Genomic DNA, 19,180 nt, shown 5'->3' with positions numbered 1-19,180 from the left:
GGCAGAAGCCCTGAACCGGGCAAGCGGGCGGTGCGGGCACAGCCCGCTTGTACCCGAATGAGCCGGTTGACGGCGCCCTGAATCGTAACGTATCGTTTTGTTACGTTACTAGTCAGGGCGCCGTCATGCATTCCCGTTTCGACCGTTTCCGCTTGACCGCGCTCGGCGCCCAGCTCGAGGCGCTGATCGAACAGCCCGGGCGCTATCTCGAGTTCGCGGCGCTCTCGCGCGTCGGCGTCGCGGCGATCGGCGCGATCCAGGACGAGATCGCGCGCAAATTCCCCGAAGTCGAAGCCGACACGACGGCCCGCCAGTTCTGCGGCGCGATGGTCGCCGACGTCATGCGTCGCCGCGGCCACGCAGTCGTGCAGGCGCGCGGGCGGCTCGGCGGCGCGCTGTTCAGCTATGGCGCGGTGTTCAGCGCATACCCGCAGCGGCTGCCGTTCGCCGACGTCGTCGCCGAACTGGCGCGCCTGCCGGCCCGGCTCGCCGCGTATGCGGCCCATGTGCCGGCCGCGCTGGCCACGCGCCGGCCGGCCGGCACCGGCTTCTCGCTCGTCGAACATGCATGCCACCTGCGCGATCTCGACGCGGTGTTCGCCGCGCGCATCGACGCCGTGCGCACCGCCGAGCTGCCCGTGATCGAATCGGTCGACGGCACCGCGCTCGCCGCGCAACGCGACTATCTCGCGCAGCCGCTCGATCTCGCCGTCGCGGCGTTCCGCACCGGCCGCGCCGCGCTGTGCGCCACCGCGGCCGCGCTGGAACCGGCGCAACTCGCCCGCTGCGGGCTGCGCGACGGCATCCGTCGCATGTCGCTCGACGAGCTCGTGCGCGAGCTGCTCGACCACGACCGCACGCACCTGCTCGAACTCGACGAACTGCTTGCCGAACTCGAATTGCCGCCGCTTCCTTCAGCGCATGCCGCATGATCCCGTCCACGCCCGTCGTCTTCATTCACGGTTTCATCGGCACGTTCGACGTGCGCGGATGGAATGGCCCGCAGCTCTGCCCGGACCTGCTCGGCTACGGCGTGCATCGCGCCGCGCCGCCCGACGCGATCTCGCTTGCCGCGCAGGTCGAGCACATGCGGCAAACCGTCGAGACGCACTTCGGCATGCAGCCGGTCGATGTCGTCGGCCATTCGGTCGGCGGCGCGATCGCGATGCTGTTCGCGCATGCGCACCCCGAGCGCGTGCGGCGCATCGTCAACGTCGAAGGCAATTTCACGCTCGACGACGCGTTCTGGTCCGCATCGGTCGGCCGCATGACGCCCGACGAGGCCGACGCGATGCTCGACGGCCTGCGCGCGGCCCCGCTCGACTGGCTGCGCGGCGCGATCGACGCACCGTCGCCGGGCCAGCTCGCCGACGCACGCCGCTGGCTCGCGCATCAACCGGCATCGACGCTGCGCGCGATGGGCCGCTCGGTGGTCGAGACGACCGGCGCCGCGGGCTACCTGCCGGCGCTCGCGCAGGTGTTCGAGCGTCATCCCGTCTGGCTGATCGCCGGCGAACGCTCGCGCACGGGCTGGCACGTGCCCGAGCACGCGCTCGCACGCTGCGCCGGCTTCGACACGATCGCGGGCTGCGGGCACCTGATCGCGGCCGAGCGGCCCGATGCGTTGCGCGCGGCCATCGCGCGCATCGTATGCAAGCCGTCCGGCTGACAACTCGTAGGATTCGCCGAAATATGGTTGAAAGGCGCGGTTGCTAGAGTCGCCGGAACAGGGTTTTCCCGGTGTCCCGCGCCGGACTGGACCGACACATGCAAGGATCGATGAACCTGGCACGTACCTTCTGGCTACTCCTGCTGCTCGCGGTCACGAGCCCCGCCCTCGCGTTCCATGCGCGGGTCGTCGCGATTCCGAGCGCGGCGATGAGCGAGACGCTGAAGGCCACCATCGTGCTGCCCGACGATTACGCGCGCGACAACCACGGCGAACGCTACCCGGTCGTCTATCTGCTGCACGGCTCCGGCGGCGACCATACCGACTGGACATCGAACACGCACATCGCCGCGCTGGCCGACCGCTACCGCGTGATCCTCGTGATGCCCGACGGCGGACACGAAAGCTGGTACATCGACAGCCCGTTCGATTCGGGCAGCCGCTACGAAACTTTCATCGGCGATGAAGTCGTGTCCTACGTCGACCTGCATTTCCGCACGATCGCGGCCCAGCACGCGCGCGCGATCACGGGGCTCAGCATGGGCGGCTTCGGCGCGCTGCGCATCGCGCTCGACCGGCCCGACACGTTCGGCGCGGTCGGCAGCATCAGCGGCGCGGTCGATCCGCGCTGCTGCACGGACGAGCCGGGAATCGCCCACGTGTTCGGCGATCCCGACCGCCATCCGTCGTTCTGGAATCGCAACGTGATCGTCGAAAGCGCGCGGGCGTTCGTGCGCGCGCATCTCGACCTGACGATCGATTGCGGCCGCGACGATGCATTCGTCGACTCGAACCGCACGCTGCACGAACGGCTCGTCGCGCTCGGCGTGCCGCACGACTATGCAGAGCGGCCGGGCGGCCATACGTGGGATTACTGGGCGAATGCGATCCGCTACCAGATGCGGTTCTTCGCGACGTCGTTCCAGCATCGCGGCTACGCGTATCGTGCCGCGCCCGCCGCGCCGGGCATGACGCGCGCGGGCTGACGTCGGGCATCGAAACGGGATGACGAACCGGCATGCCGGGCAGCGCGCCCGGCAGGAAGACGAACGCGCGTCGCCCGACGCGCGCGGCAAACGAAAGCGACGAATCGGTCAGTTGCCGTGCGTGGTGTCCGCGCCGACGACGCGATCGAAGAATTCCTGGGCACGCGCCAGCTCGTCGAGCGCGCGATCGAGACGCGACATCGCGCGTGCGTATTCGGCCGACGAGCCGTCGTCGTCGCTTTCGCCGCGCACCGCGCGAAACGCCTGATCGACGTTGCGCGTCGCTTCGACGAAGCGTTGTGCGGCCCGGGCTTCCGGCGAACAGGTGTGGGTCGACATCGACACTCCTCCCTCGGGATTGCAGTGTGAAGCACGCCGACGCTCAGTGTGCGTGGTGCGCATGTCGGCGGCGTGAACCGCGGCTCGCCGCGTGTCGACGCACCGGCCGCCGCACCGCGGGCTTCGTGCCGATTGTCGCTCCGCGCTCGTCGATCCGCTACGGCGAGATTGCAACAAATTCTTGCGCGAACGGCTTCCCGTGCGGCGTCACGCGCGCCCGACGCGCGGGTGCGCCAGCCCCGCGAACGCGGCCGCCTCGCCCGGCGACAGGTCGAACAGATCGCCGGTGAGATCGCGCGGATGCTCGGCCGCCGGCCGGTTGCGCAGGCGCGCGACATGCGTGGGCGCCACATACGCGGCGGCCGTTTCGAGCGGCGGCACGTCGAACAGATCGCGCGTGACGCCGCGCACGGCGTCCGTCGGAGAACGGCCGCGCAGGCACGCGACCAGCTCGACGAAGCGATCGAAATCGCCCGCGCGCGTGGCCTTGTTCACTTCCGCGAGATCGCGCGCCTTCAGCACGCACGGCTGCGCAAGCCGCACGAAATACGGTGCCTCGAGCTCGACCGACAGCGCGAGCGGGTAGCTCTTGCCCGTCTGCTCCTTCGCACGCCCGATGCAGTCGACCACGGCCGCCCCCTGCGCGGCGCCCAGCGGCTTGCCGGTGCTCACGCTGCGCAGGTGATCGGGAAACACGCGCAATTGCGTGCCGACCGTCAGCGCGGTGGACGACGCGCACACGAGCGCGTAGTGCTGCTCGCGACGCCGGCCCGACGGCAACGTCGAGCGGCTGGCGATGAACGTATGCGGCGGCAACGGCCGCACCTGCCCGCTGGCGTCGATCCACGCATTCCACAGCAGCGCGTCCTTGCGTGCGCCCGTGCGCGGACGCGACGCGACCGGCGAAAACAGCGCGAGCAGCGAGCCCGTGCGATGCGCGGCGACTTGCGCGCTGCTGCCGAGCGGCTGGTTGATGCCCCACAGAAAACGCCCGCCCCCGAGCCGGCGCTCCCATTCCTTGCGGAGCACGACGGTCGGCAGTTCCTCGCCGGACTCGGTACCGATCTTCGTCCAGCAGAACGTGGGAGGGAGGTGTTTCAGTGTCATCAACTTTCTCGCGATACAGCCTCGCCGGTGACAGCAAGCCCATTCAACAGCCGTAACTGTATAGGTATAATGCATCGCATGGAAGCCCCGGACCACGATTTTCCCGTTCAAGACCTGTTGCGCCGCCTGATGGCAGATACACGCTCGTCTAGCGAAATCGCGCGACTTTCCGGGGTCAGCCAGCCCACCGTGTCGCGCCTTCGGCTGTCGAACGGGCGCCGGCTGCGCCGCAGCGCGCCATTCAACAAGCTATGCAGTTTCTATGGTGTCGAGACACAACCGTCGCGCCGACGGTACAACGACCTGCTGCGCGACGCGATCGTCGACGCGTGGGACGGCTCGGACGAGCACGGGCGCGCGCTGCTGGTCGTGATTCAGGGGCTGAAGGATTTGCAGGCGAAGGCGGATGACGGGTGATGCCGCGCAACTGCGCGGTCATTCATCGAAATCGAACGTGAACGGTACGCGCGCGCATCGGCGGCGGCGCACCGTTTTCCACATGCGGCGCACGGCGTCCTGTCAGCCGTCGCACGCCGCGCCGCATTGCGCGAGCGAATTCTCCTTGCTGCGAAACACCAGCGGCCGTTCGTCGCGCGGCGCATGACGCCGCGCGAACTGCACGGCCTGTTCGACCTGGCCGTGATGGGCAGACTTCGCGCACACCGGATCGGCTTCCTTCGGGTCGCCGGCCAGCAAGTAGGCCTGGCATCGGCAACCGCCGTGATCCGCATGCCGCTCGTCGCAGGTGCGACACGGCTCGCGCATCCAGTCGTCGCCGCGAAACGCGTTGAACGCATCGCTGTCGTACCAGATGTCCCGCAACGACCGGTCGCGTACGTTCGGCAGCGCGAGCCCCGGCAGCGACCGCGCGGCATGACACGGCAACGCGGTGCCGTCCGGCGCGACGCCGAGAAACACCGAGCCCCAGCCGTTCATGCAGGCCTTCGGGCGGCGCTCGAAATAGTCGGGCACGACGAACAGGATCTTGCAACGCTCGCCGATCAGCTTCCGATAGCGGTTGACCGTTTCCTCGGCCTCGCGCACCTGCTCGATGGTCGGCATCAACTGGTCGCGATTGAGCATCGCCCAGCCGTAGTACTGCGTGTTCGCGAGTTCGAGGTAATCCGCGCCGAGATCGAGCGCCATCTCGATGATCTGCCCCACGTGCGGCAGGTTGTAGCGATGCAGCACGCAGTTGAGCACCATCGGGTAGCCGTGCGCCTTGATCAGCCGCGCCACGTCGCGCTTCAGTTCGAACGTGCGCGTGCTGGTCAGGAAATCGTTCAGCTCGCGCGTCGAATCCTGCAGCGACAACTGGATGTGGTCGAGCCCGGCGGCCTTGAGCCGCTCGATGCGCGCGACGTTCAGCCCGATGCCCGACGTGATCAGGTTCGTATAGAAGCCGAGCCCCCGCGCATGCGCGACGAGCGTCTCGAGGTCGCCGCGCTGCAGCGGCTCGCCGCCCGAGAAGCCGATCTGCGCGGCGCCGAGCGCGCGCGCATCGCCGATGACCGTGCGCCACGCGTCGGTGTCGAGTTCCGCGCCGTGCGTCGCGAAATCGACCGGGTTGTAGCAGAACGCGCAGTGCAGCGGGCAGCGGTACGTGAGTTCCGCGAGCAGCCACAGCGGCGCGGACGGACGGGAAGTGTCGGGCGCCATGTCAGTCCAGCCAGCCGCGCAGTCGCGCATGATCGAGAAAGCGATAGACGTCGGTCGCGAGATCCGACTGCATGAACAGGCGTTCGAGCTCGCCGATGATGTCGTCCAGTTCGCGCGTGCCGTCGCAGCGCGCGAGAATCTCGCCCGCGCTCGGGTTCAGCTTGACCATGCCCTCCGGATAGAGGAGCACGTATGCATCCTGGGCCGCCTCCCATTGCAGGCGGTACATGCCCCTGAGGCAGGGGCGCAGCGGCACGCCGCTGGCGGCTTCGATCGCGTTCATTACGGGTAGGCCTTTTCGACGGCGTCGAGCATCGACCACAGGATGTCGAGCTTGAATTGCAGAATGCCGAGCGCGCGTTGCTGCGCGTCCGGTGTCGTGAAATGCTGCAGTGTGACCGCGAGCCCATGCTCGACGTCGCGCTGCGCGAGCGGCACGCGGCTGCGGAAATAATGCAGCCCGGCCGGCTCGATCCACGGGTAATGCGACGGCCAGCCCGCGAGCCGGTCGAGATGGATCTGCGGCGCGAACATCTCGGTCAGCGACGAGCACACGGCTTCCTGCCAGGGCGCGCGCCGCGCGAAGTTCACGTACGCATCCACCGCGAAGCGCACGCCGGGCAGCACGTGCTCGAGCGACCACAGTTCGTCGCGCGTCAGACCGCACGCTTCGCCGAGCCGCACCCACGCCTCGATGCCGCCTTCGTTGTCGCCCTGGCCGTCGTGGTCGATCAGCCGCTGGATCCAGCGGCGCCGCGTATCGCGGTCCGGGCAGTTCGACAGGATCGCCGCATCCTTGAGCGGGATGCAGATCTGATAGTAGAAGCGGTTCGCGACCCAGCCGCGGATCTGCGCGGGCGAACAGGCGCCGCTGTTGAGCCGCCGGTTGAACGGATGATGGATGTGATAGCGCGCTTCGAGCGCACGCAGGCGCGCCTCGAATTCGGTCGCGGTCCAAGGCGTCGCGTGCAACGCCGTAGCGGAAATCGGTGCGTTCATCGTCAGACCTGGAATTGCATGCCGTCGTGTGCGACGTCGATGCCGTGCGCGCGCAGGTGCGCGTGTTCGACGGAATGCGGGTCGAGAATCGGGTTCGTGTTGTTGATATGCGTGAGCACCTTGCGCGTGCGCGCGGGCAACGTATCGAGCCAGTCGATCATGCCGGGCCGCCCGTGTTCCGCGCACTGCGCGAGATGCCCCATGTCGGCCGCGTGCTTGCCCGACAGGCCGAGATCGATCATCTCGGTGCCGGTCCAGAACGTGCCGTCCACCAGCACGAGATCGACGCCGTCCATTGCCGCGCGCACGTCGTCGGTGACCGACGCGAGCCCCGGCGCGTAGAACGCGCGCCGCCCGCTCGCGACGTCCTCGATCGACAGCGCGATGTTGTCGCCGGGCACGGCCGACGCGCGTCGCGGCGAATACGGCGGCGGCTTGCTGTCGACGGCGATCGCGGTGAAACGGATCCCGCTCGCCGCCGGCACCGCAAACGGCTCGCCGGGCACGATCGTGTGCGCGGCGACGCCGCAGTAATGGCCGAGCAGCGGCACGAGCGGCAAGCCGCTCGACAGGTCGTCGAGCACCGGCGCGCTCGCGTAGAGCGGCAGCGGCGTCGAACGCTCGCGCAGCATCAGCAGGCCCGTCACGTGATCGATCTGCGCGTCGCACAGCACGACGGCGGCGATGCCGCTGTCTCGGATCGCACGCGCCGGTTGCAGGTCCGGATCCGCGCGCAACTGGGAAAGAATGTCGGGCGACGCATTGACGAGTACCCAGTCGATGCCGTCGTCGCTGACCGCGATCGACGACTGCGTGCGCGGCAGCACGTGGCCGCTTCCGCTGCGCGCGCGGCGGCAGTTCGCGCAATTGCAGTTCCATTGCGGCAGCCCGCCGCCGGCTCCCGAGCCGAGTATCTTGATCTTCATGGGCGTCAGCTCCCGAGGCCGCCCGCGCCGATCACGGCGAAACGGGCGGCAGGCACGGCGATCAGCGGTTGGCGATGTACATCGTGATTTCGAAGCCGAAGCGCAGGTCGGTGTAAGACGGTGTCGTCCACTGCATGGTGTGTCTCCTGTTGAATCGATGCGTTGATGAGTCGATGCGTTGCTTGGTGAATCGAACGACCGCGGCAATCGAGCGGTCGACTCAACTTCAGCAAGGAGCGTGCCGAACTCGTCGTTCGGCGACGCGGCGGCGATAGACGGCCATCATCAGGGCATCGCGGCGCAATCCTTACGAATGGCCGACACGATTCGCGCGAATGCGGTCCGCCACCCCGGCGGCACGATGTCCGCGAGTGGTGACAGGTGTTGAATCGTTGAACACCGGTGTTGCAACTTGACACACCGGCTGTGACAGTCGCGCCCCGCGCGACGACTGCGCGTCAGCGCTCGTCGGACGGATGGCGCGCCGCGTCCGCGGCCGGCATCTTCCGGTAGATCGTGTTGCGCGAGACGCCGAGCGCGCGCGCCGCGGCGGACACGTTGCCGCCGTGACGCGCGAGCGCGGCGGCGATCGCCGATGCGGCGACGTCCTGCAGGCGCGCGTCGCCAGGCGGCAGCGCGTCCGCGACGCAGGATGCGGCGCCCGCCGCGACGGACGCGGCGGCCCCCTCGGGCGCGGCCTGGGCGGCCCGCGCCTCGCCGCGCCGCAGGTCGTCGAAGAAGTCGTCCGGCAGGTGCTCGCGCCGGATTTCGCCGTCGTCGTCGACCATCGCGGCCGCGGTGCGCAGCAGGTTGCCGAGCTGACGGAAATTGCCCGGCCACGTGCAGCGCACGAACAGCTCCATCACGTCCGGCGCGACCGACAATGGCGGCCTGCCCGGGCCCGCGAACGCTTCCCGCTGCAGCATCTTGTGCACGACGACCGCGAGATCCGTGCGGTCGCGCAACGGCGGCAGGCGCACCACGAGGCCGTTCAGCCGGTAGTAGAGATCCTCGCGGAAACGGTTCTGCGCGATCATGTCGCGCAAATCGCGGTGCGTCGCGCAGATGATCGCGATGTCCACGGCGATCGTCTTCGTCGAGCCGAGCGGGTTGACGAGGCGCTCCTGCAGCACGCGCAGCAACCGCACCTGCAGCGGATACGGCATGTCGCCGATCTCGTCGAGGAACAGCGTGCCGCCGTTCGCCTGCAGCAGCTTGCCGATCGCCCCCTTGCGGCGCGCGCCGGTAAACGCGCCCTCCTCGTAGCCGAACAGCTCGGACTCGATCAGCGTCTCCGGAATCGACGCGCAGTTGACCGCGACGAATGGCGCGTCGCGGCGCGGCGAGTCGTTGTGGATCGCCTGCGCGAGCAGTTCCTTGCCGGTGCCGGTCTCGCCGGTGATCAGGATCGGGATGTCCTTGCCGATCACCTTGCGCACCTTCGCGATCACGCTGGCGACCTGCGCGTCGCCGGTGTCGAGGTAGTGGAGCCGCGACAGGCCGGCCGACGTGCCCGCCGCCGGCGCGGGCACCGCGTTCGCGCGCGCGGCCGGCGCCGCCGCGTCGTGGACGTCCGTCGGCCGGCTGCCCTCGGCGAGCGTCGCGCGGCGGAAATGCACGCGCGCGCAGACCACCGCGCCGTTGCCGAGGTTCAGCGTCAGGTGCCGGTCGGTGCTCGCGCGCATGCGGTCGATCAGCTGGGCGCTGGTGACGTCGAACAGCGACGACAGCGTGTGCGCGCGCAGCGCGGCGAGCGGCATGCCGAGCTGGAACTGCGCGCTGCGATTGGCCGACAGGAAGCGGCCGTCGGCGGTAAACGCGACGATCCCCTCCATCAGCGTGCCGAGGAACTCGGGGCGGCCGTGGAACGACACCTGCAGCGTTTCCTGAAAGGTCGTCGTAAACAGGTGGTTCTCGATCATCTGCACCGACATCTTCGCGAGCGCCATCGTGTGCTGGTGATAGCTGCGGTGGTCGCCCGTCACGTCGAGCACGCCGATCGCGTCGCCGTACGGATCGAGAATCGGCACGCTCGAACAGGTCAGGAAGCGGTTCGCGGCCAGGAAGTGCTGGTCGCCGTGAACGACCATCGGGCACAGCTCGGCGAGCGCCGTGCCGATCGCGTTGGTGCCTTGGCGGTTCTCCGCCCAGTTCGCGCCCGGGCGCAACGCGACCTTCTCCGCGCGGCGCAGGAAATCGTCGTCGCCGATCGAATGCAGGATCAGCCCTTCCGCGTCGGTCAGCACGATCATGCTCTGCGTGTTGACGATCTGCTCGTGCAGCGTCTCCATCACCGGCATCGCGTGCGCGCACAGCACCCGGTTCTGCTCGCGCTTGAGCACCAGCGCCGCGTTCGACAGCACGTCGTAGTCGGGTCGCGCCGATACCTGCAGGCCGAACGTCTCCGAGCGCTCGTGGGCCTTCTGGATCGACGGCGCGGGCCAGCCAGCGGGATGCGCGGCCCGTGACCCGGCCGCCTGCTCTACGTCGTCGCGCATTGTCTCCTCCGGGGGATCCTGCCGGTCAACTGCCGGACTCTTTGCCGTCATTGCAAGCAAGCATCGGGCCACGCCGGCGCCGCGCAACACAATCGAAAGGACAATGTAATGAATCGTCCTCACACGGCGGGTCGCGCCGGGCGACGGCCTGCGTGCGTGATACCGCGATTTCCCGACGCGTGACTACCCGTGCGAATCCGGATCGTCGCGGCTGGCGCGCTTCTCGCTTGGTCGCAGGGCACGCCGGCGACCGCCCCGCCGCGGACAACGATGACTGTCCCGCTTCCGCCCGAACCCTATCGACATGATGCGTCGCCCGATTCGATCCACGCCGTCGCCCGCACTGCGCGCGTTGCCCGATGTACCGGCGTCACCTGCCACGCCCGTGCGCCGGCGCCTGCACCGCGACGCACAATCGATCGCATTCGCCGTGGCCGGCGCCGCGCACGGCCATCCGGTCGTCGTGCTGCACGGCGGGCCCGGCAGCGGCAGCCAGGCCGGCATCCTGCGGCTGTTCGACCTCAGCCGCGTACGCGTCGTGCTCGTCGACCAGCGCGGCGCGGGCGCGTCGACGCCGCGCGGCGGCACGCGCCACAACGACACAGCACGCTTGATCGCGGATCTGGAGGCCGTGCGCGAGCAGCTCGGCATCGCACGCTGGGGCGTCGTCGGCGGATCGTGGGGCGCCGCGCTCGCGCTCGCCTATGCGGGCACGCATCCGGAGCGGGTGACCGGCGTCGTGCTGCGCGGCCTGTTCCTGACGTCGCGACGCGAAGTCCGCGGGCTCTTCACGACTTCCCGCACGCGTGCGCCGCGCGAATGGCGGCGCCTGCATGCGGCGGCCGGCGGCGGCCGGCCGGATCGCCTGCTGTCGCGCTGCGCGCAGCGGCTGCGCCACGGCGCGAGCGTAGCCCGGCAGCGCGCGGTGGCGCTCGCATGGCACGCGTACGAAAGCGCGATCCTCGCATCGGCACGCACGCGCCGCGCTCCGGTGCGCACGATCCGGTCGAACCGGACCGTCGGCCGGCTGATCGACAAATACCGGATCCAGGCGCACTACCTGCAACGCGATTGCTGGCTCGGCGAGCGCCGTGTGCTCGCGCTTGCACGTCGAGCCGCACAGGCCCACGTACCGCTGTTCGCCGCGCACGGAACGCGCGATCCGGTTTGCCCGGTCGGCAACGTCGAGCGCCTCGCGCGAGCCGCCCCGGAAGCGGAAGTCGAGCGCGTGACGGCCGGGCATCTGGCAAGCGACCCGGCCTTGGCGCGCAGCGTCGCACGCGCCGTGAAGGCGATGTTCGAGACGGTGCCGTTCGCGTGACGGCCCGGCGCTCGTTCGTGCCATGACGCGATGCCACACACGACCGCGCGCCGCTCAATCCCACGCATAGCGCGCGCCGACCCACGCGCCGCGCGGCGCGCCGGGCCCGACGAACTGCTCGTCCACCGGATGGCCGCCGTCGAACGTGTGGTTCGGACCATTGAAGAAATTCCGGCCCAGTGCGCCGAAGCTCGCGTAGCGCTTGTCGAACAGGTTCGTCACGCTCGCGAACACCTCGAACCGCTTCGTGATCCGGTAACGCATGTCGAGATCGACCAGCACGTAGCTCGCGATCCGGCCGTTCACGTCCCCGTTGTTCTCGTCGCCGCGCGCATACACGCCGCTGCGCCACGTAACGTTCGCGCCGAGGTCCCACGCAGGCGTCGCCGCGTAGTCGAGCCGCAGCTTCACCGTATGCGCGGGAATGCCGGGCATGCGGTCGCCCGGCTTGACCGTCACGTTGCCGTGCGCGTCGGCCGCCGAATTCGCCGGGCTGTGTTCGGTCCACGACGACCGGTACGTCGCATCGACATGGCTGTACGACAGCCCGACACCGAGCGGGCCGAGCCGCGCGCGGCCGGCGAGCTCGATACCCTGCCGCCGCGTATCGCCCACGTTGCGGAAGTAACCCTGCGTGCTGGCCGGGCTGCTGATGAACTGGATGTCGTCGGTCAGCGTCGTGCGGTAGGCCGCGGCGCTCCAGGTCGTCGCCGCGCCGATGCGGCCGCGCACGCCGGCTTCGAATGTCTTCGAGATCACGGGCTCGAGCGCCGGGTCGGCGATGAAGTCGTTCGGCAGCGAACACGGCGCGGCCGGGTCCGCGCACGCGAGTTCGATCGCGGTCGGCGAACGCATGCCTTCGTTGTACGTCGCATACGCGGTGAACCCCGCGACCGGATTCCAGTTGAGCCCGACCGCCGGGTTGAAGCGCGAGAACGCATGGTTGCCGTCGAGCAGCGGCTGCCCGCCGCTCTCGTCGCCGATCTGCGCTTTCGACCAGTCGTAGCGGCCCGACAGCGTCAAGGTCCAGTGCGGCGTCAGCGACAGCGCATCGCTCAAGTACACGCCGACGTTCGCGTTGCGGGTCTTCGCACGGGTCTGCTGCACGAAATCGCCGATGCCGATCGCCGCGCGCGCATCGGTGAAAGACGCGTCCTGCGACGACGCGACGTAGGTGGAATTCGCGACATCGGCCGAGACGCCCGCGACCAGCTGGTTCGCCATGCCGCCGAGCGTGCCGAGCAGCGTGAGCTGCAGGCTGCCGCCGTAGCTGTCGGTGACGATCGTCGATCGCGCATTGCTGCCCTGCACCGTGTCGACCGTGCCGTCCTCGTCCACCGATCCGTAGTCCGTATTGTTGTTGCTGCTCGTGTTCGTGTTGCGCAGGTGCCGGTAGTACGCATTGCCGCTCAGCTCGACGTGCTCGCCGAAAAAACGGTCGCCCGACAGCGTCAGGTAGCCGGCACTGTTACGGTTGCGGTCCGGATACGTATACGCCTGCTTCCGGTTGTCGAGGAACGAGCGCGGGATCGTCTGGGTGCCGGACAGCGTGTTGTCCGCGCCGCCCGCGGCGAGCGACAGCGTCGTGTCCGCATCGGTGTAGCGCAGCTTGCCGAACGCCTGCCGCACGCGGCTCGCGTTATGGTCGGCCCAACCGCCGTCGTTCGCGACGTGCGCGGTCGCGTAATAGTCGAGGTGCGGGCCGATCGTGCCGCCCTGCTCGATGCCGGCGGCCTTGCGGCCCCATGCGCCGCCCGATATCTCCGCTTCGCCGCCCGGGTTCGACCTGCCGTTCTTCGTCGTGATCGCGAGCGCACCGCCGAGCGTGTTGCGTCCGTATACCGGGTTGGAGCCCGGAATCAGCTGCACGCGATCGATCGCCTGCGTGGGCAGGATGTCCCAGTTCACGACGTCGCCGAACGGCTCGTTCACGCGCACGCCGTCGACGAACACCGACAACCCCTGCGGCGTGCCGAGCAGCGGCGACGCGGTGAAGCCGCGATAGTTGACGTCCGTCTGGTACGGGTTGCCCTGCGCGTCCGAGATCGTCACGCTCTGCAGGTTCGCGGCGAAGAAATCGGCGAGCGTCGCGCGGTGCTGCGCGTCGAGTTCCGCCGCGCGCACCGTCTGCACGTTCGCCGGCACGTTCGACAGCGGCGTGCCGATCCCGAGCAGCGGCGTCGTGCCGACCACCACTACCGCAGGCAGCATGACGGACGACTCGGGCGGATCGATCGCGGCGCCGTCCGCCTGTTGCTGCGCGCGCACGCTACCCGGCGCCAATCCGAACAACGCCAGCGTGCCGACGGCCGCGCCGACGCATCGCGCACGCCGGCCGCGCCGCATCGCACCGTCGCGCCCGGCTGCCTTTGGTCTCCTGATCATTTCCCTTCGTCTCCGAACATGTATTGCGCCGGCCTGCGCGACGCACCGCGCGGCGATCGATTGTCGCGAAGCCGGTGTGCGAAAACCGTGCCAGTGCCGCGAGCACGCGCGGCGCACGCTGCGCCGCACATCGCTTCGGGACGGCATGCGTGCGACCGACTCGCCGTAGTCCCGCGGACTGCCCCGCCTGTCATGTTTGGCAACACTTCGCGCACGGCGGTGTACCTGAATGCAACACCTGCGCCGACGTCGTCACGCGCGCCGTGGATCGACGCATCACTGGCGATACGCCGGTCTGCCGCGCCGCACCGGCTTCCCGCCGCGATGGCATGCGACTTGCGTGACGGGCAGTGCACTCGGCCCGGAAACCCCAAACCGTGCCGGCGCGACGCAACGTTCGCGGCGGTGCGACCACAATGACCCAGGAGACAACCATGAAGAAACTCTCGGCTTCAGCGAGCCGGCTGGCGACGATCGGAATCGCGGTGGCGGCCGCCGTCGCGCTGAACCCCGGCTTCGTCGAAGCGGCCGCGGACTACCCGGCCGTGACCTACCAGCGCCTGACCGATGCACACGGCGACCCGGGCTGGCTGACCTACTACCGCACCTACGACGGCCGCTCGCATTCGCCGCTCAAGCAGATCGACCCGTCGAACGCGAAGGATCTCAAGCAGGTGTGGGCGTACAAGTTCCCGGCCGACCTGAAGCAGGGTTTCGAGGCCACGCCGATCGTCAACGGCAACTACCTGTTCGTGACGACGCCGAAGGACAACGTCTACGCGTTCGATGCGAAGACCGGCAAGCAGCTGTGGAAATACGAGCCGAAGCTCGGCGCGGCCTCGTTCAAGACCGCGTGCTGCGACGTCGTGAACCGCGGCGTCGCGCTGTACGGCAAGAACGTCTACATCGCGATGCTGAACGGCGAAGTCGCCGCGCTCGACGCGCAGACCGGCAATCTCGTGTGGAAGAAACAGATGTTCGAGCCGGGCCTCGGCTACGCGTTCTCGCTCGCGCCGCTCGCGATCGACGGCGCGATCGTCGTCGGCACGTCAGGCGGCGAATACGGCATTCGCGGCTACATCGCCGCGCTGAACCCGGAGGACGGCTCGCAGGTCTGGAAACGCTACACGATCCCGGCCGCCGGCGAAAAGGGCGCGGAAACCTGGCCCGACGGCATGCAGAGCCATGGCGGCGGCGCCGCGTGGCTCACCGGCACGTACGACGCCGCGTCCCGCACGCTGTACTGGGGCGTCGGCAACCCCGGCCCGTGGCTCGCGGCGCTGCGCCCCGGCGACAACCTGTATTCCGACTCGCTGCTCGCGCTCGACGCGAAGAACGGCAACCTGAAGTGGCACTACCAGTACACGAACAACGACACGTGGGACTACGACGGCGTGAACGCGGCCGTCCTCGCGGACATCAAGTACCAGGGCAAGGACTACGACGCGATCATCCACGCCGACCGCAACGGCTTCTTCCACGCGATCGACCGCACGACCGGCAAGCTGATCTACGCGACGCCGTTCGTGAAGGCGTTGTCGGTCACCGGCTACACGGCCGACGGCAAGCCGATCCAGGACGCATCGAAGTTCCCGAAGGCCGGCACGACGATCGAAACGTGCCCGAGCTTCCTCGGCGGCAAGAACTGGTGGTCGATCTCGTACGACCAGGAACGCAACATCGCGGTCGTGCCGGCGCTGCATGCGTGCATGAGCCTGACCGGCAAGTCGGTCAGCTACATGGAAGGCCTGCCGTATCTCGGCGAAGGCTTCGAGATCAAACCCGAACCGGGCAGCGAAGGCTATGGGGAGCTGACGGCCATCGACGTGAACACCGGCAAGAAGCTGTGGAGCCACTGGTCGAAGAAGCCGTGGAACGGCGGCGTCGCGACCACCGCGAGCGGCCTCGCGTTCAGCGGCTCGCTCGACGGCCACCTGTACGCGTTCGACACGAAGACCGGCAAGGTGCTGTGGGAAAGCCCGCAACTGGCGAGCGGCATCATCTCGCAACCGTCGGTCTATGAAGTCGACGGCAAGGAGTATGTCGCGGTGCTCGCCGGCTATGGCGGCGCGAACCCGATCTGGGGCGGCCCGATGGCCGACATCGCGAAGGACGTTCCGCGCGGCGGCACGCTCTACGTGTTCGCGCTGAACTGAACACGCGCCATGCCCGAGTCGCGCCCGCATGCGCCCGATGCGGGCGCGACGCCCCACCCGCTTTCACCGGACACACGACCATGAATACTCGCCTCACTTCCGTTACCGTCGCCAGTCTGCTCGCCGTGGGCGTGGCGCTGACACCGGCAGCCGCGTCGGCCGGCGTGCGCGTCTGCACGCTGCCCGGCAGCCCGACCACCGCGCTCGACCGCTCCGTTGCGCGCGAAGTGTTCCGCGCCGCGGGCATCGCCGCGACCTTCAACGCACGCGGCGTCGACGACAACGGCGACGACGACGGCATCTCCGCCAGCGAGCTGACGAAATCGCTCGAACGCGACTGCGACGTGATCGCCGGCTTCCCGCGCTCGGCTGTCGCCGATGCGTCGGGATCGAAACTGACGTTCTCGCAGGGCTATCTGCGCTCGGGCTACGTCAGCGTGTCGCTGCGCGACGCGCCCGCGCCGTCCGGCGCGAAGGAAACGATCGCGGCCACGTACGGCAGCCCGTCGCAATTGATCGCCGCGCAGCAGGCGAACGCCCGCTTCGACCTCGAGAACACGAGCGAGAAAACGATCGGCGCGCTCGCCGCGGGCCGCGCGCAGCGCGCGATCGTCTGGTATCCGAGCGTCGTCGCCTACGCGCGTGCCCATCCGAAACAACGGTTCCGGGTGGCGGCGACGTCGTCGCCGTACTCCGACTGGCAACTGTCGTTCGCATTCGGACCGGGCAAGGACGCGCTGCAAAAGCGCATCGACGCCACGCTGTCGCGGATGAGCGGCAACGGCCGGCTCGCATCGCTCACGCGCGGCTGGACGCTTCCCGACGACATCGCGCAAGCCGCGGCCCCACGCGCGCCCGGCCGGTTTCTCGACGGTGCGGTCGCGTCCGCGCAGCGGCCGGCAAGAAGCGGCTTCATCAAGGTGTCGACGAGCGAAGGCAGCGGCGTCCCGTCGTTCGACCAGGCACAGGTGCAGCACGGCAAGAAGCTCTACGGCGATGCGTGCGCGAAATGCCACGGCGACCAGCTCGAGGGCAATACCGCACCCGCACTGAGCGGTGAATCGTTCGCGCCCGAAGGCAAGTCGCACATCACGGTCGGCGGCATCTTCCTGTACATGTCGAGCAACATGCCGGCCGATCGCCCCGGCAAGATGACCGCGGAAGAGTACGAGGACCTGATGGCGTTCCTGCTTTATTCGAACGGCTACGACGCGTCGAAAAGCAAGCTGACCGCCGATATCGCCAACGCATCGAAGGCGCCGCTCGTCGCCGGACCGCGCAAGTAACGCTTCCCCCCGCTTTCGTTTCGATCCGCCGCCGCGCCGGGCAGCCAGCCCGGCGCGCGGGCCGGACTTTTTCTTGTCACTTCATTCAGGACGACACCATGATCTCCCGCCATCGCAGAACCTTCTTCGTGCAGGCCGCCGGCCTGTGCGCCGCGCTCGCGGCCGGCACGCGCGCCTTCGCCGCGGCACCGCCCGTCGACGAAAACGATGCCGCGGCGAAGACGCTCGGCTATCGCGCCAGGGCCACGACCGTCGACGCAGGCAAGTTCCCGAAATACCAGGCCGGCCAGACGTGTTCGAACTGCCGCTTCTACAAGGCTGCCGCGGGCGAATCGGTCGGGTCGTGCCCGATGTTCGCGGGCAAGACGGTGGCCGCCGAAGGCTGGTGCAACGTCTATGCCAAGCTCGCCTGACGCCGGGCCGGCTCGCGAGCGCGACGGCACGCCGCGTCGCGGCGCGGATGCCGATCGCGCCGCGCATCTGCATGTGCTGATCGCGCTGGGCATCGATCGCGATACGTGACGCACGGCGAAATCGCCGATGCGTTGCCGACGGCACGGCATGCAGGCGGCTCGCTCTCTTGCGCCGCCGACGTTTCAATTAGTCGTACGTATTACAACACTCACAAGACGGAGACAGACGATGAAGAGCAGGACATGGACGATTTGCGCGGCGTTAGTCGGCGCGACGGCAAGCACGAGCAGTTTCGCGCAGAGCAGCGTCACGCTGTACGGCGATCTCGATGCCGCGTTGCTCTATACGAGCCGATCGCTGGACTCGGCGACCGGCGGCAACGCCGGACGCCAGTTCGCGCTGACCGACACGGGCATGACGCCGACCAATTTCGGCATCACCGGCACCGAGGATCTCGGCGGCGGGCTGCATGCGAGATTCAAGCTGGAAAGCGGCTTCAACATCACGGACGGCGCGTTCGGCCATTCGAACGGCAACTTCTTCGGCCGCCAGGCGTGGGTCGGGATCGACGGCGGCTTCGGCGAAACGAAGGTCGGCCTGCAGTTCTCGCCGTTCGTGCTCGCGATACTCGGATCGGATCCGCGCAACGTCTCGCACTTCGGCGCCGCGCTGGTTCCGTACGTCGACAACGTGCTCGTCACGGGCCTCTTCAACCCGAACGCGATTTCGTACACGAGCCCGACGATCGCCGGGCTGACGGCCAGCGCGATGTTCGGCTTCGGCGGAAAGGCCGGCGACTTCCAGGCGGGACGCCAGTATTCCGGCAGCCTCACCTATACGAACGGCGGCTTCATGCTCAACGCGGCGCTCTATGACGGCAACGGCGGCACGTCCCCGACGCCGGTGCCGAGCACGGTCGCGTTCGTCGGCCGCACGATCGGCGCCGCCTATACGTTCGGGCCGCTGACCGGCAAGGCGTCGTTCACGAGCTACAAGGTCGCCGGCTCGTTCAGCAACAACGTGTATAGCGCCGGCCTCGACTATCGCGTCACGCCGGCGCTCGACCTGAACACCGGCGCGTGGTACACGACCGACCGCAACGATTCGCACAATCATTCGCTGCTGGCCGCGATCGGTGCCGACTACAGCCTGTCGAAGCGAACCGGCCTGTATGCGCAGGTCGGCGTCGTCAACAACCATGGCGCGATGAATACCGGCCTCGGCATCACGGGCGGTGCGTTGTACGGGTTGCCGGGCACGACGGTCGGCGTGAACGCCGGCATCCACCACGTGTTCTGACGCGGCGTCATGCCGACGGACGGGCGGCCGACACGCGCCGCCCGTCCGGCAGGCCGACCTCGATGGTTTACCCGACCTCAAGTCCGCGGCCGGGCGGCCGTCAAGTCAGGAACGCACGCCCGACCTCCACCGGGAA

19 protein-coding genes are annotated in these 19,180 nt (G+C 68.7%); 10 read left to right on the top strand and 9 right to left on the bottom strand.

What is annotated here, in order from left to right; all coding sequences use genetic code 11:
• The first annotated feature begins 125 nt into the window (after window positions 1–125).
• The 3 genes from HWX62_RS17695 to HWX62_RS17685 all read left to right on the top strand — a co-directional run bounded on the left by HWX62_RS17695 (window position 126) and on the right by HWX62_RS17685 (window position 2,655).
• Entirely contained in the window at window positions 126–932 is an 807-nt protein-coding gene (locus tag HWX62_RS17695) for a DinB family protein (RefSeq protein ID WP_175931528.1), read from the top strand.
• Window positions 929–1,669 (top strand): alpha/beta hydrolase, encoded by a 741-nt coding sequence (locus tag HWX62_RS17690; RefSeq protein WP_175931529.1) that lies wholly within the window; start codon window positions 929–931, stop codon window positions 1,667–1,669. The genes HWX62_RS17695 and HWX62_RS17690 overlap by 4 nt, the downstream gene beginning before the upstream one ends.
• Window positions 1,670–1,779: 110 nt before the next feature.
• Window positions 1,780–2,655, top strand: a complete 876-nt coding sequence (locus HWX62_RS17685) for an alpha/beta hydrolase family protein (RefSeq protein WP_175931530.1) — start codon at window positions 1,780–1,782, stop codon at window positions 2,653–2,655.
• 108 nt (window positions 2,656–2,763) lie between these two features.
• Here the strand turns inward: HWX62_RS17685 and HWX62_RS17680 are convergent, their stop codons facing one another.
• Together HWX62_RS17680 and HWX62_RS17675 are read right to left on the bottom strand one after the other, a co-directional pair.
• Window positions 2,764–2,994: a hypothetical protein gene (locus HWX62_RS17680; protein ID WP_175931531.1), complete on the bottom strand. Its 231-nt coding sequence runs from the start codon at window positions 2,992–2,994 to the stop codon at window positions 2,764–2,766.
• A gap of 207 nt (window positions 2,995–3,201) precedes the next feature.
• Window positions 3,202–4,101 carry a hypothetical protein gene (locus HWX62_RS17675; protein WP_175931532.1) on the bottom strand — a complete coding sequence of 300 codons (900 nt, stop codon included), beginning with the start codon at window positions 4,099–4,101 and terminating at the stop codon, window positions 3,202–3,204.
• A gap of 78 nt (window positions 4,102–4,179) precedes the next feature.
• Here HWX62_RS17675 and HWX62_RS17670 point away from each other — a divergent pair, with 78 nt between their 5' ends.
• Window positions 4,180–4,518: a helix-turn-helix transcriptional regulator gene (locus HWX62_RS17670; RefSeq protein WP_175931533.1), complete on the top strand. Its 339-nt coding sequence runs from the start codon at window positions 4,180–4,182 to the stop codon at window positions 4,516–4,518.
• Between the two features lie 102 nt (window positions 4,519–4,620).
• On the opposite strand, the gene pqqE is transcribed toward HWX62_RS17670, so the two are convergent.
• The 6 genes from pqqE to HWX62_RS17640 form a co-directional block, all read right to left on the bottom strand.
• Complete coding sequence (gene pqqE / locus HWX62_RS17665; RefSeq protein WP_175931534.1) at window positions 4,621–5,760, bottom strand: pyrroloquinoline quinone biosynthesis protein PqqE; 1,140 nt, start codon at window positions 5,758–5,760, stop codon at window positions 4,621–4,623.
• A gap of 1 nt (window position 5,761) precedes the next feature.
• The gene (gene pqqD / locus HWX62_RS17660; RefSeq protein ID WP_006480620.1) at window positions 5,762–6,043 is read right to left on the bottom strand and encodes a pyrroloquinoline quinone biosynthesis peptide chaperone PqqD; all 282 of its coding nucleotides are present in this window, start codon (window positions 6,041–6,043) and stop codon (window positions 5,762–5,764) included.
• Entirely contained in the window at window positions 6,043–6,759 is a 717-nt protein-coding gene (pqqC, locus tag HWX62_RS17655) for a pyrroloquinoline-quinone synthase PqqC (protein ID WP_175931535.1), read from the bottom strand. Before pqqC ends, pqqD begins: the two co-directional genes overlap by 1 nt.
• 2 nt (window positions 6,760–6,761) lie before the next feature.
• The gene (pqqB, locus tag HWX62_RS17650) at window positions 6,762–7,685 is read right to left on the bottom strand and encodes a pyrroloquinoline quinone biosynthesis protein PqqB (RefSeq protein ID WP_175931536.1); all 924 of its coding nucleotides are present in this window, start codon (window positions 7,683–7,685) and stop codon (window positions 6,762–6,764) included.
• Window positions 7,686–7,746: 61 nt separating this feature from the next.
• Window positions 7,747–7,821: a pyrroloquinoline quinone precursor peptide PqqA gene (gene pqqA, locus HWX62_RS17645; protein WP_006485436.1), complete on the bottom strand. Its 75-nt coding sequence runs from the start codon at window positions 7,819–7,821 to the stop codon at window positions 7,747–7,749.
• Between the two features lie 322 nt (window positions 7,822–8,143).
• Window positions 8,144–10,183, bottom strand: a complete 2,040-nt coding sequence (locus tag HWX62_RS17640) for a sigma-54-dependent Fis family transcriptional regulator (RefSeq protein ID WP_175931537.1) — start codon at window positions 10,181–10,183, stop codon at window positions 8,144–8,146.
• Window positions 10,184–10,487: 304 nt separating this feature from the next.
• On the opposite strand from HWX62_RS17640, the gene HWX62_RS17635 reads away from it, so the two are divergent.
• The gene (locus HWX62_RS17635; RefSeq protein ID WP_175931538.1) at window positions 10,488–11,504 is read left to right on the top strand and encodes an alpha/beta fold hydrolase; all 1,017 of its coding nucleotides are present in this window, start codon (window positions 10,488–10,490) and stop codon (window positions 11,502–11,504) included.
• Between the two features lie 54 nt (window positions 11,505–11,558).
• Here the strand turns inward: HWX62_RS17635 and HWX62_RS17630 are convergent, their stop codons facing one another.
• Window positions 11,559–13,889: a TonB-dependent receptor gene (locus HWX62_RS17630; RefSeq protein ID WP_175931539.1), complete on the bottom strand. Its 2,331-nt coding sequence runs from the start codon at window positions 13,887–13,889 to the stop codon at window positions 11,559–11,561.
• 434 nt (window positions 13,890–14,323) lie between these two features.
• Here HWX62_RS17630 and HWX62_RS17625 point away from each other — a divergent pair, with 434 nt between their 5' ends.
• The 5 genes from HWX62_RS17625 to HWX62_RS17610 all read left to right on the top strand — a co-directional run bounded on the left by HWX62_RS17625 (window position 14,324) and on the right by HWX62_RS17610 (window position 19,044).
• The gene (locus HWX62_RS17625) at window positions 14,324–16,045 is read left to right on the top strand and encodes a methanol/ethanol family PQQ-dependent dehydrogenase (RefSeq protein WP_175931540.1); all 1,722 of its coding nucleotides are present in this window, start codon (window positions 14,324–14,326) and stop codon (window positions 16,043–16,045) included.
• A gap of 80 nt (window positions 16,046–16,125) precedes the next feature.
• On the top strand, window positions 16,126–17,331 hold the full coding sequence (locus HWX62_RS17620; protein ID WP_175931541.1) for a c-type cytochrome: 1,206 nt from the start codon (window positions 16,126–16,128) through the stop codon (window positions 17,329–17,331).
• Between the two features lie 98 nt (window positions 17,332–17,429).
• Window positions 17,430–17,744 carry a high-potential iron-sulfur protein gene (locus tag HWX62_RS17615; RefSeq protein WP_175931542.1) on the top strand — a complete coding sequence of 105 codons (315 nt, stop codon included), beginning with the start codon at window positions 17,430–17,432 and terminating at the stop codon, window positions 17,742–17,744.
• Window positions 17,728–17,853 carry a hypothetical protein gene (locus HWX62_RS33220; RefSeq protein WP_279610466.1) on the top strand — a complete coding sequence of 42 codons (126 nt, stop codon included), beginning with the start codon at window positions 17,728–17,730 and terminating at the stop codon, window positions 17,851–17,853. The genes HWX62_RS17615 and HWX62_RS33220 overlap by 17 nt, the downstream gene beginning before the upstream one ends.
• Window positions 17,854–17,973: 120 nt before the next feature.
• A complete protein-coding gene (locus tag HWX62_RS17610) occupies window positions 17,974–19,044 on the top strand; it encodes a porin (protein ID WP_175931543.1) in 1,071 nt (356 codons plus the stop codon).
• The last annotated feature ends 136 nt before the right edge of the window (window positions 19,045–19,180 follow it).

The organism is Burkholderia sp. BCC0506 (genome assembly GCF_902833145.1).
Lineage (GTDB): Bacteria > Pseudomonadota > Gammaproteobacteria > Burkholderiales > Burkholderiaceae > Burkholderia.
This window is presented reverse-complemented; position numbering and strand designations above follow the sequence as displayed.

Bases quoted from the DNA above. Each gene is read 5' to 3' on its own strand.
- HWX62_RS17630 (WP_175931539.1), bottom strand. From the start codon at position 13,889: ATGATCAGGAGACCAAAGGCAGCCGGGCGCGACGGTGCGATGCGGCGC.
- HWX62_RS33220 (WP_279610466.1), top strand. From the start codon at position 17,728: ATGCCAAGCTCGCCTGACGCCGGGCCGGCTCGCGAGCGCGACGGCACG.
- HWX62_RS17640 (WP_175931537.1), bottom strand. From the start codon at position 10,183: ATGCGCGACGACGTAGAGCAGGCGGCCGGGTCACGGGCCGCGCATCCC.
- HWX62_RS17670 (WP_175931533.1), top strand. From the start codon at position 4,180: ATGGAAGCCCCGGACCACGATTTTCCCGTTCAAGACCTGTTGCGCCGC.
- HWX62_RS17695 (WP_175931528.1), top strand. From the start codon at position 126: ATGCATTCCCGTTTCGACCGTTTCCGCTTGACCGCGCTCGGCGCCCAG.
- HWX62_RS17685 (WP_175931530.1), top strand. From the start codon at position 1,780: ATGAACCTGGCACGTACCTTCTGGCTACTCCTGCTGCTCGCGGTCACG.
- HWX62_RS17615 (WP_175931542.1), top strand. From the start codon at position 17,430: ATGATCTCCCGCCATCGCAGAACCTTCTTCGTGCAGGCCGCCGGCCTG.
- pqqE (WP_175931534.1), bottom strand. From the start codon at position 5,760: ATGGCGCCCGACACTTCCCGTCCGTCCGCGCCGCTGTGGCTGCTCGCG.
- HWX62_RS17625 (WP_175931540.1), top strand. From the start codon at position 14,324: ATGAAGAAACTCTCGGCTTCAGCGAGCCGGCTGGCGACGATCGGAATC.
- pqqD (WP_006480620.1), bottom strand. From the start codon at position 6,043: ATGAACGCGATCGAAGCCGCCAGCGGCGTGCCGCTGCGCCCCTGCCTC.
- HWX62_RS17675 (WP_175931532.1), bottom strand. From the start codon at position 4,101: ATGACACTGAAACACCTCCCTCCCACGTTCTGCTGGACGAAGATCGGT.
- HWX62_RS17635 (WP_175931538.1), top strand. From the start codon at position 10,488: ATGATGCGTCGCCCGATTCGATCCACGCCGTCGCCCGCACTGCGCGCG.
- pqqB (WP_175931536.1), bottom strand. From the start codon at position 7,685: ATGAAGATCAAGATACTCGGCTCGGGAGCCGGCGGCGGGCTGCCGCAA.
- HWX62_RS17690 (WP_175931529.1), top strand. From the start codon at position 929: ATGATCCCGTCCACGCCCGTCGTCTTCATTCACGGTTTCATCGGCACG.
- HWX62_RS17620 (WP_175931541.1), top strand. From the start codon at position 16,126: ATGAATACTCGCCTCACTTCCGTTACCGTCGCCAGTCTGCTCGCCGTG.
- HWX62_RS17680 (WP_175931531.1), bottom strand. From the start codon at position 2,994: ATGTCGACCCACACCTGTTCGCCGGAAGCCCGGGCCGCACAACGCTTC.
- HWX62_RS17610 (WP_175931543.1), top strand. From the start codon at position 17,974: ATGAAGAGCAGGACATGGACGATTTGCGCGGCGTTAGTCGGCGCGACG.
- pqqC (WP_175931535.1), bottom strand. From the start codon at position 6,759: ATGAACGCACCGATTTCCGCTACGGCGTTGCACGCGACGCCTTGGACC.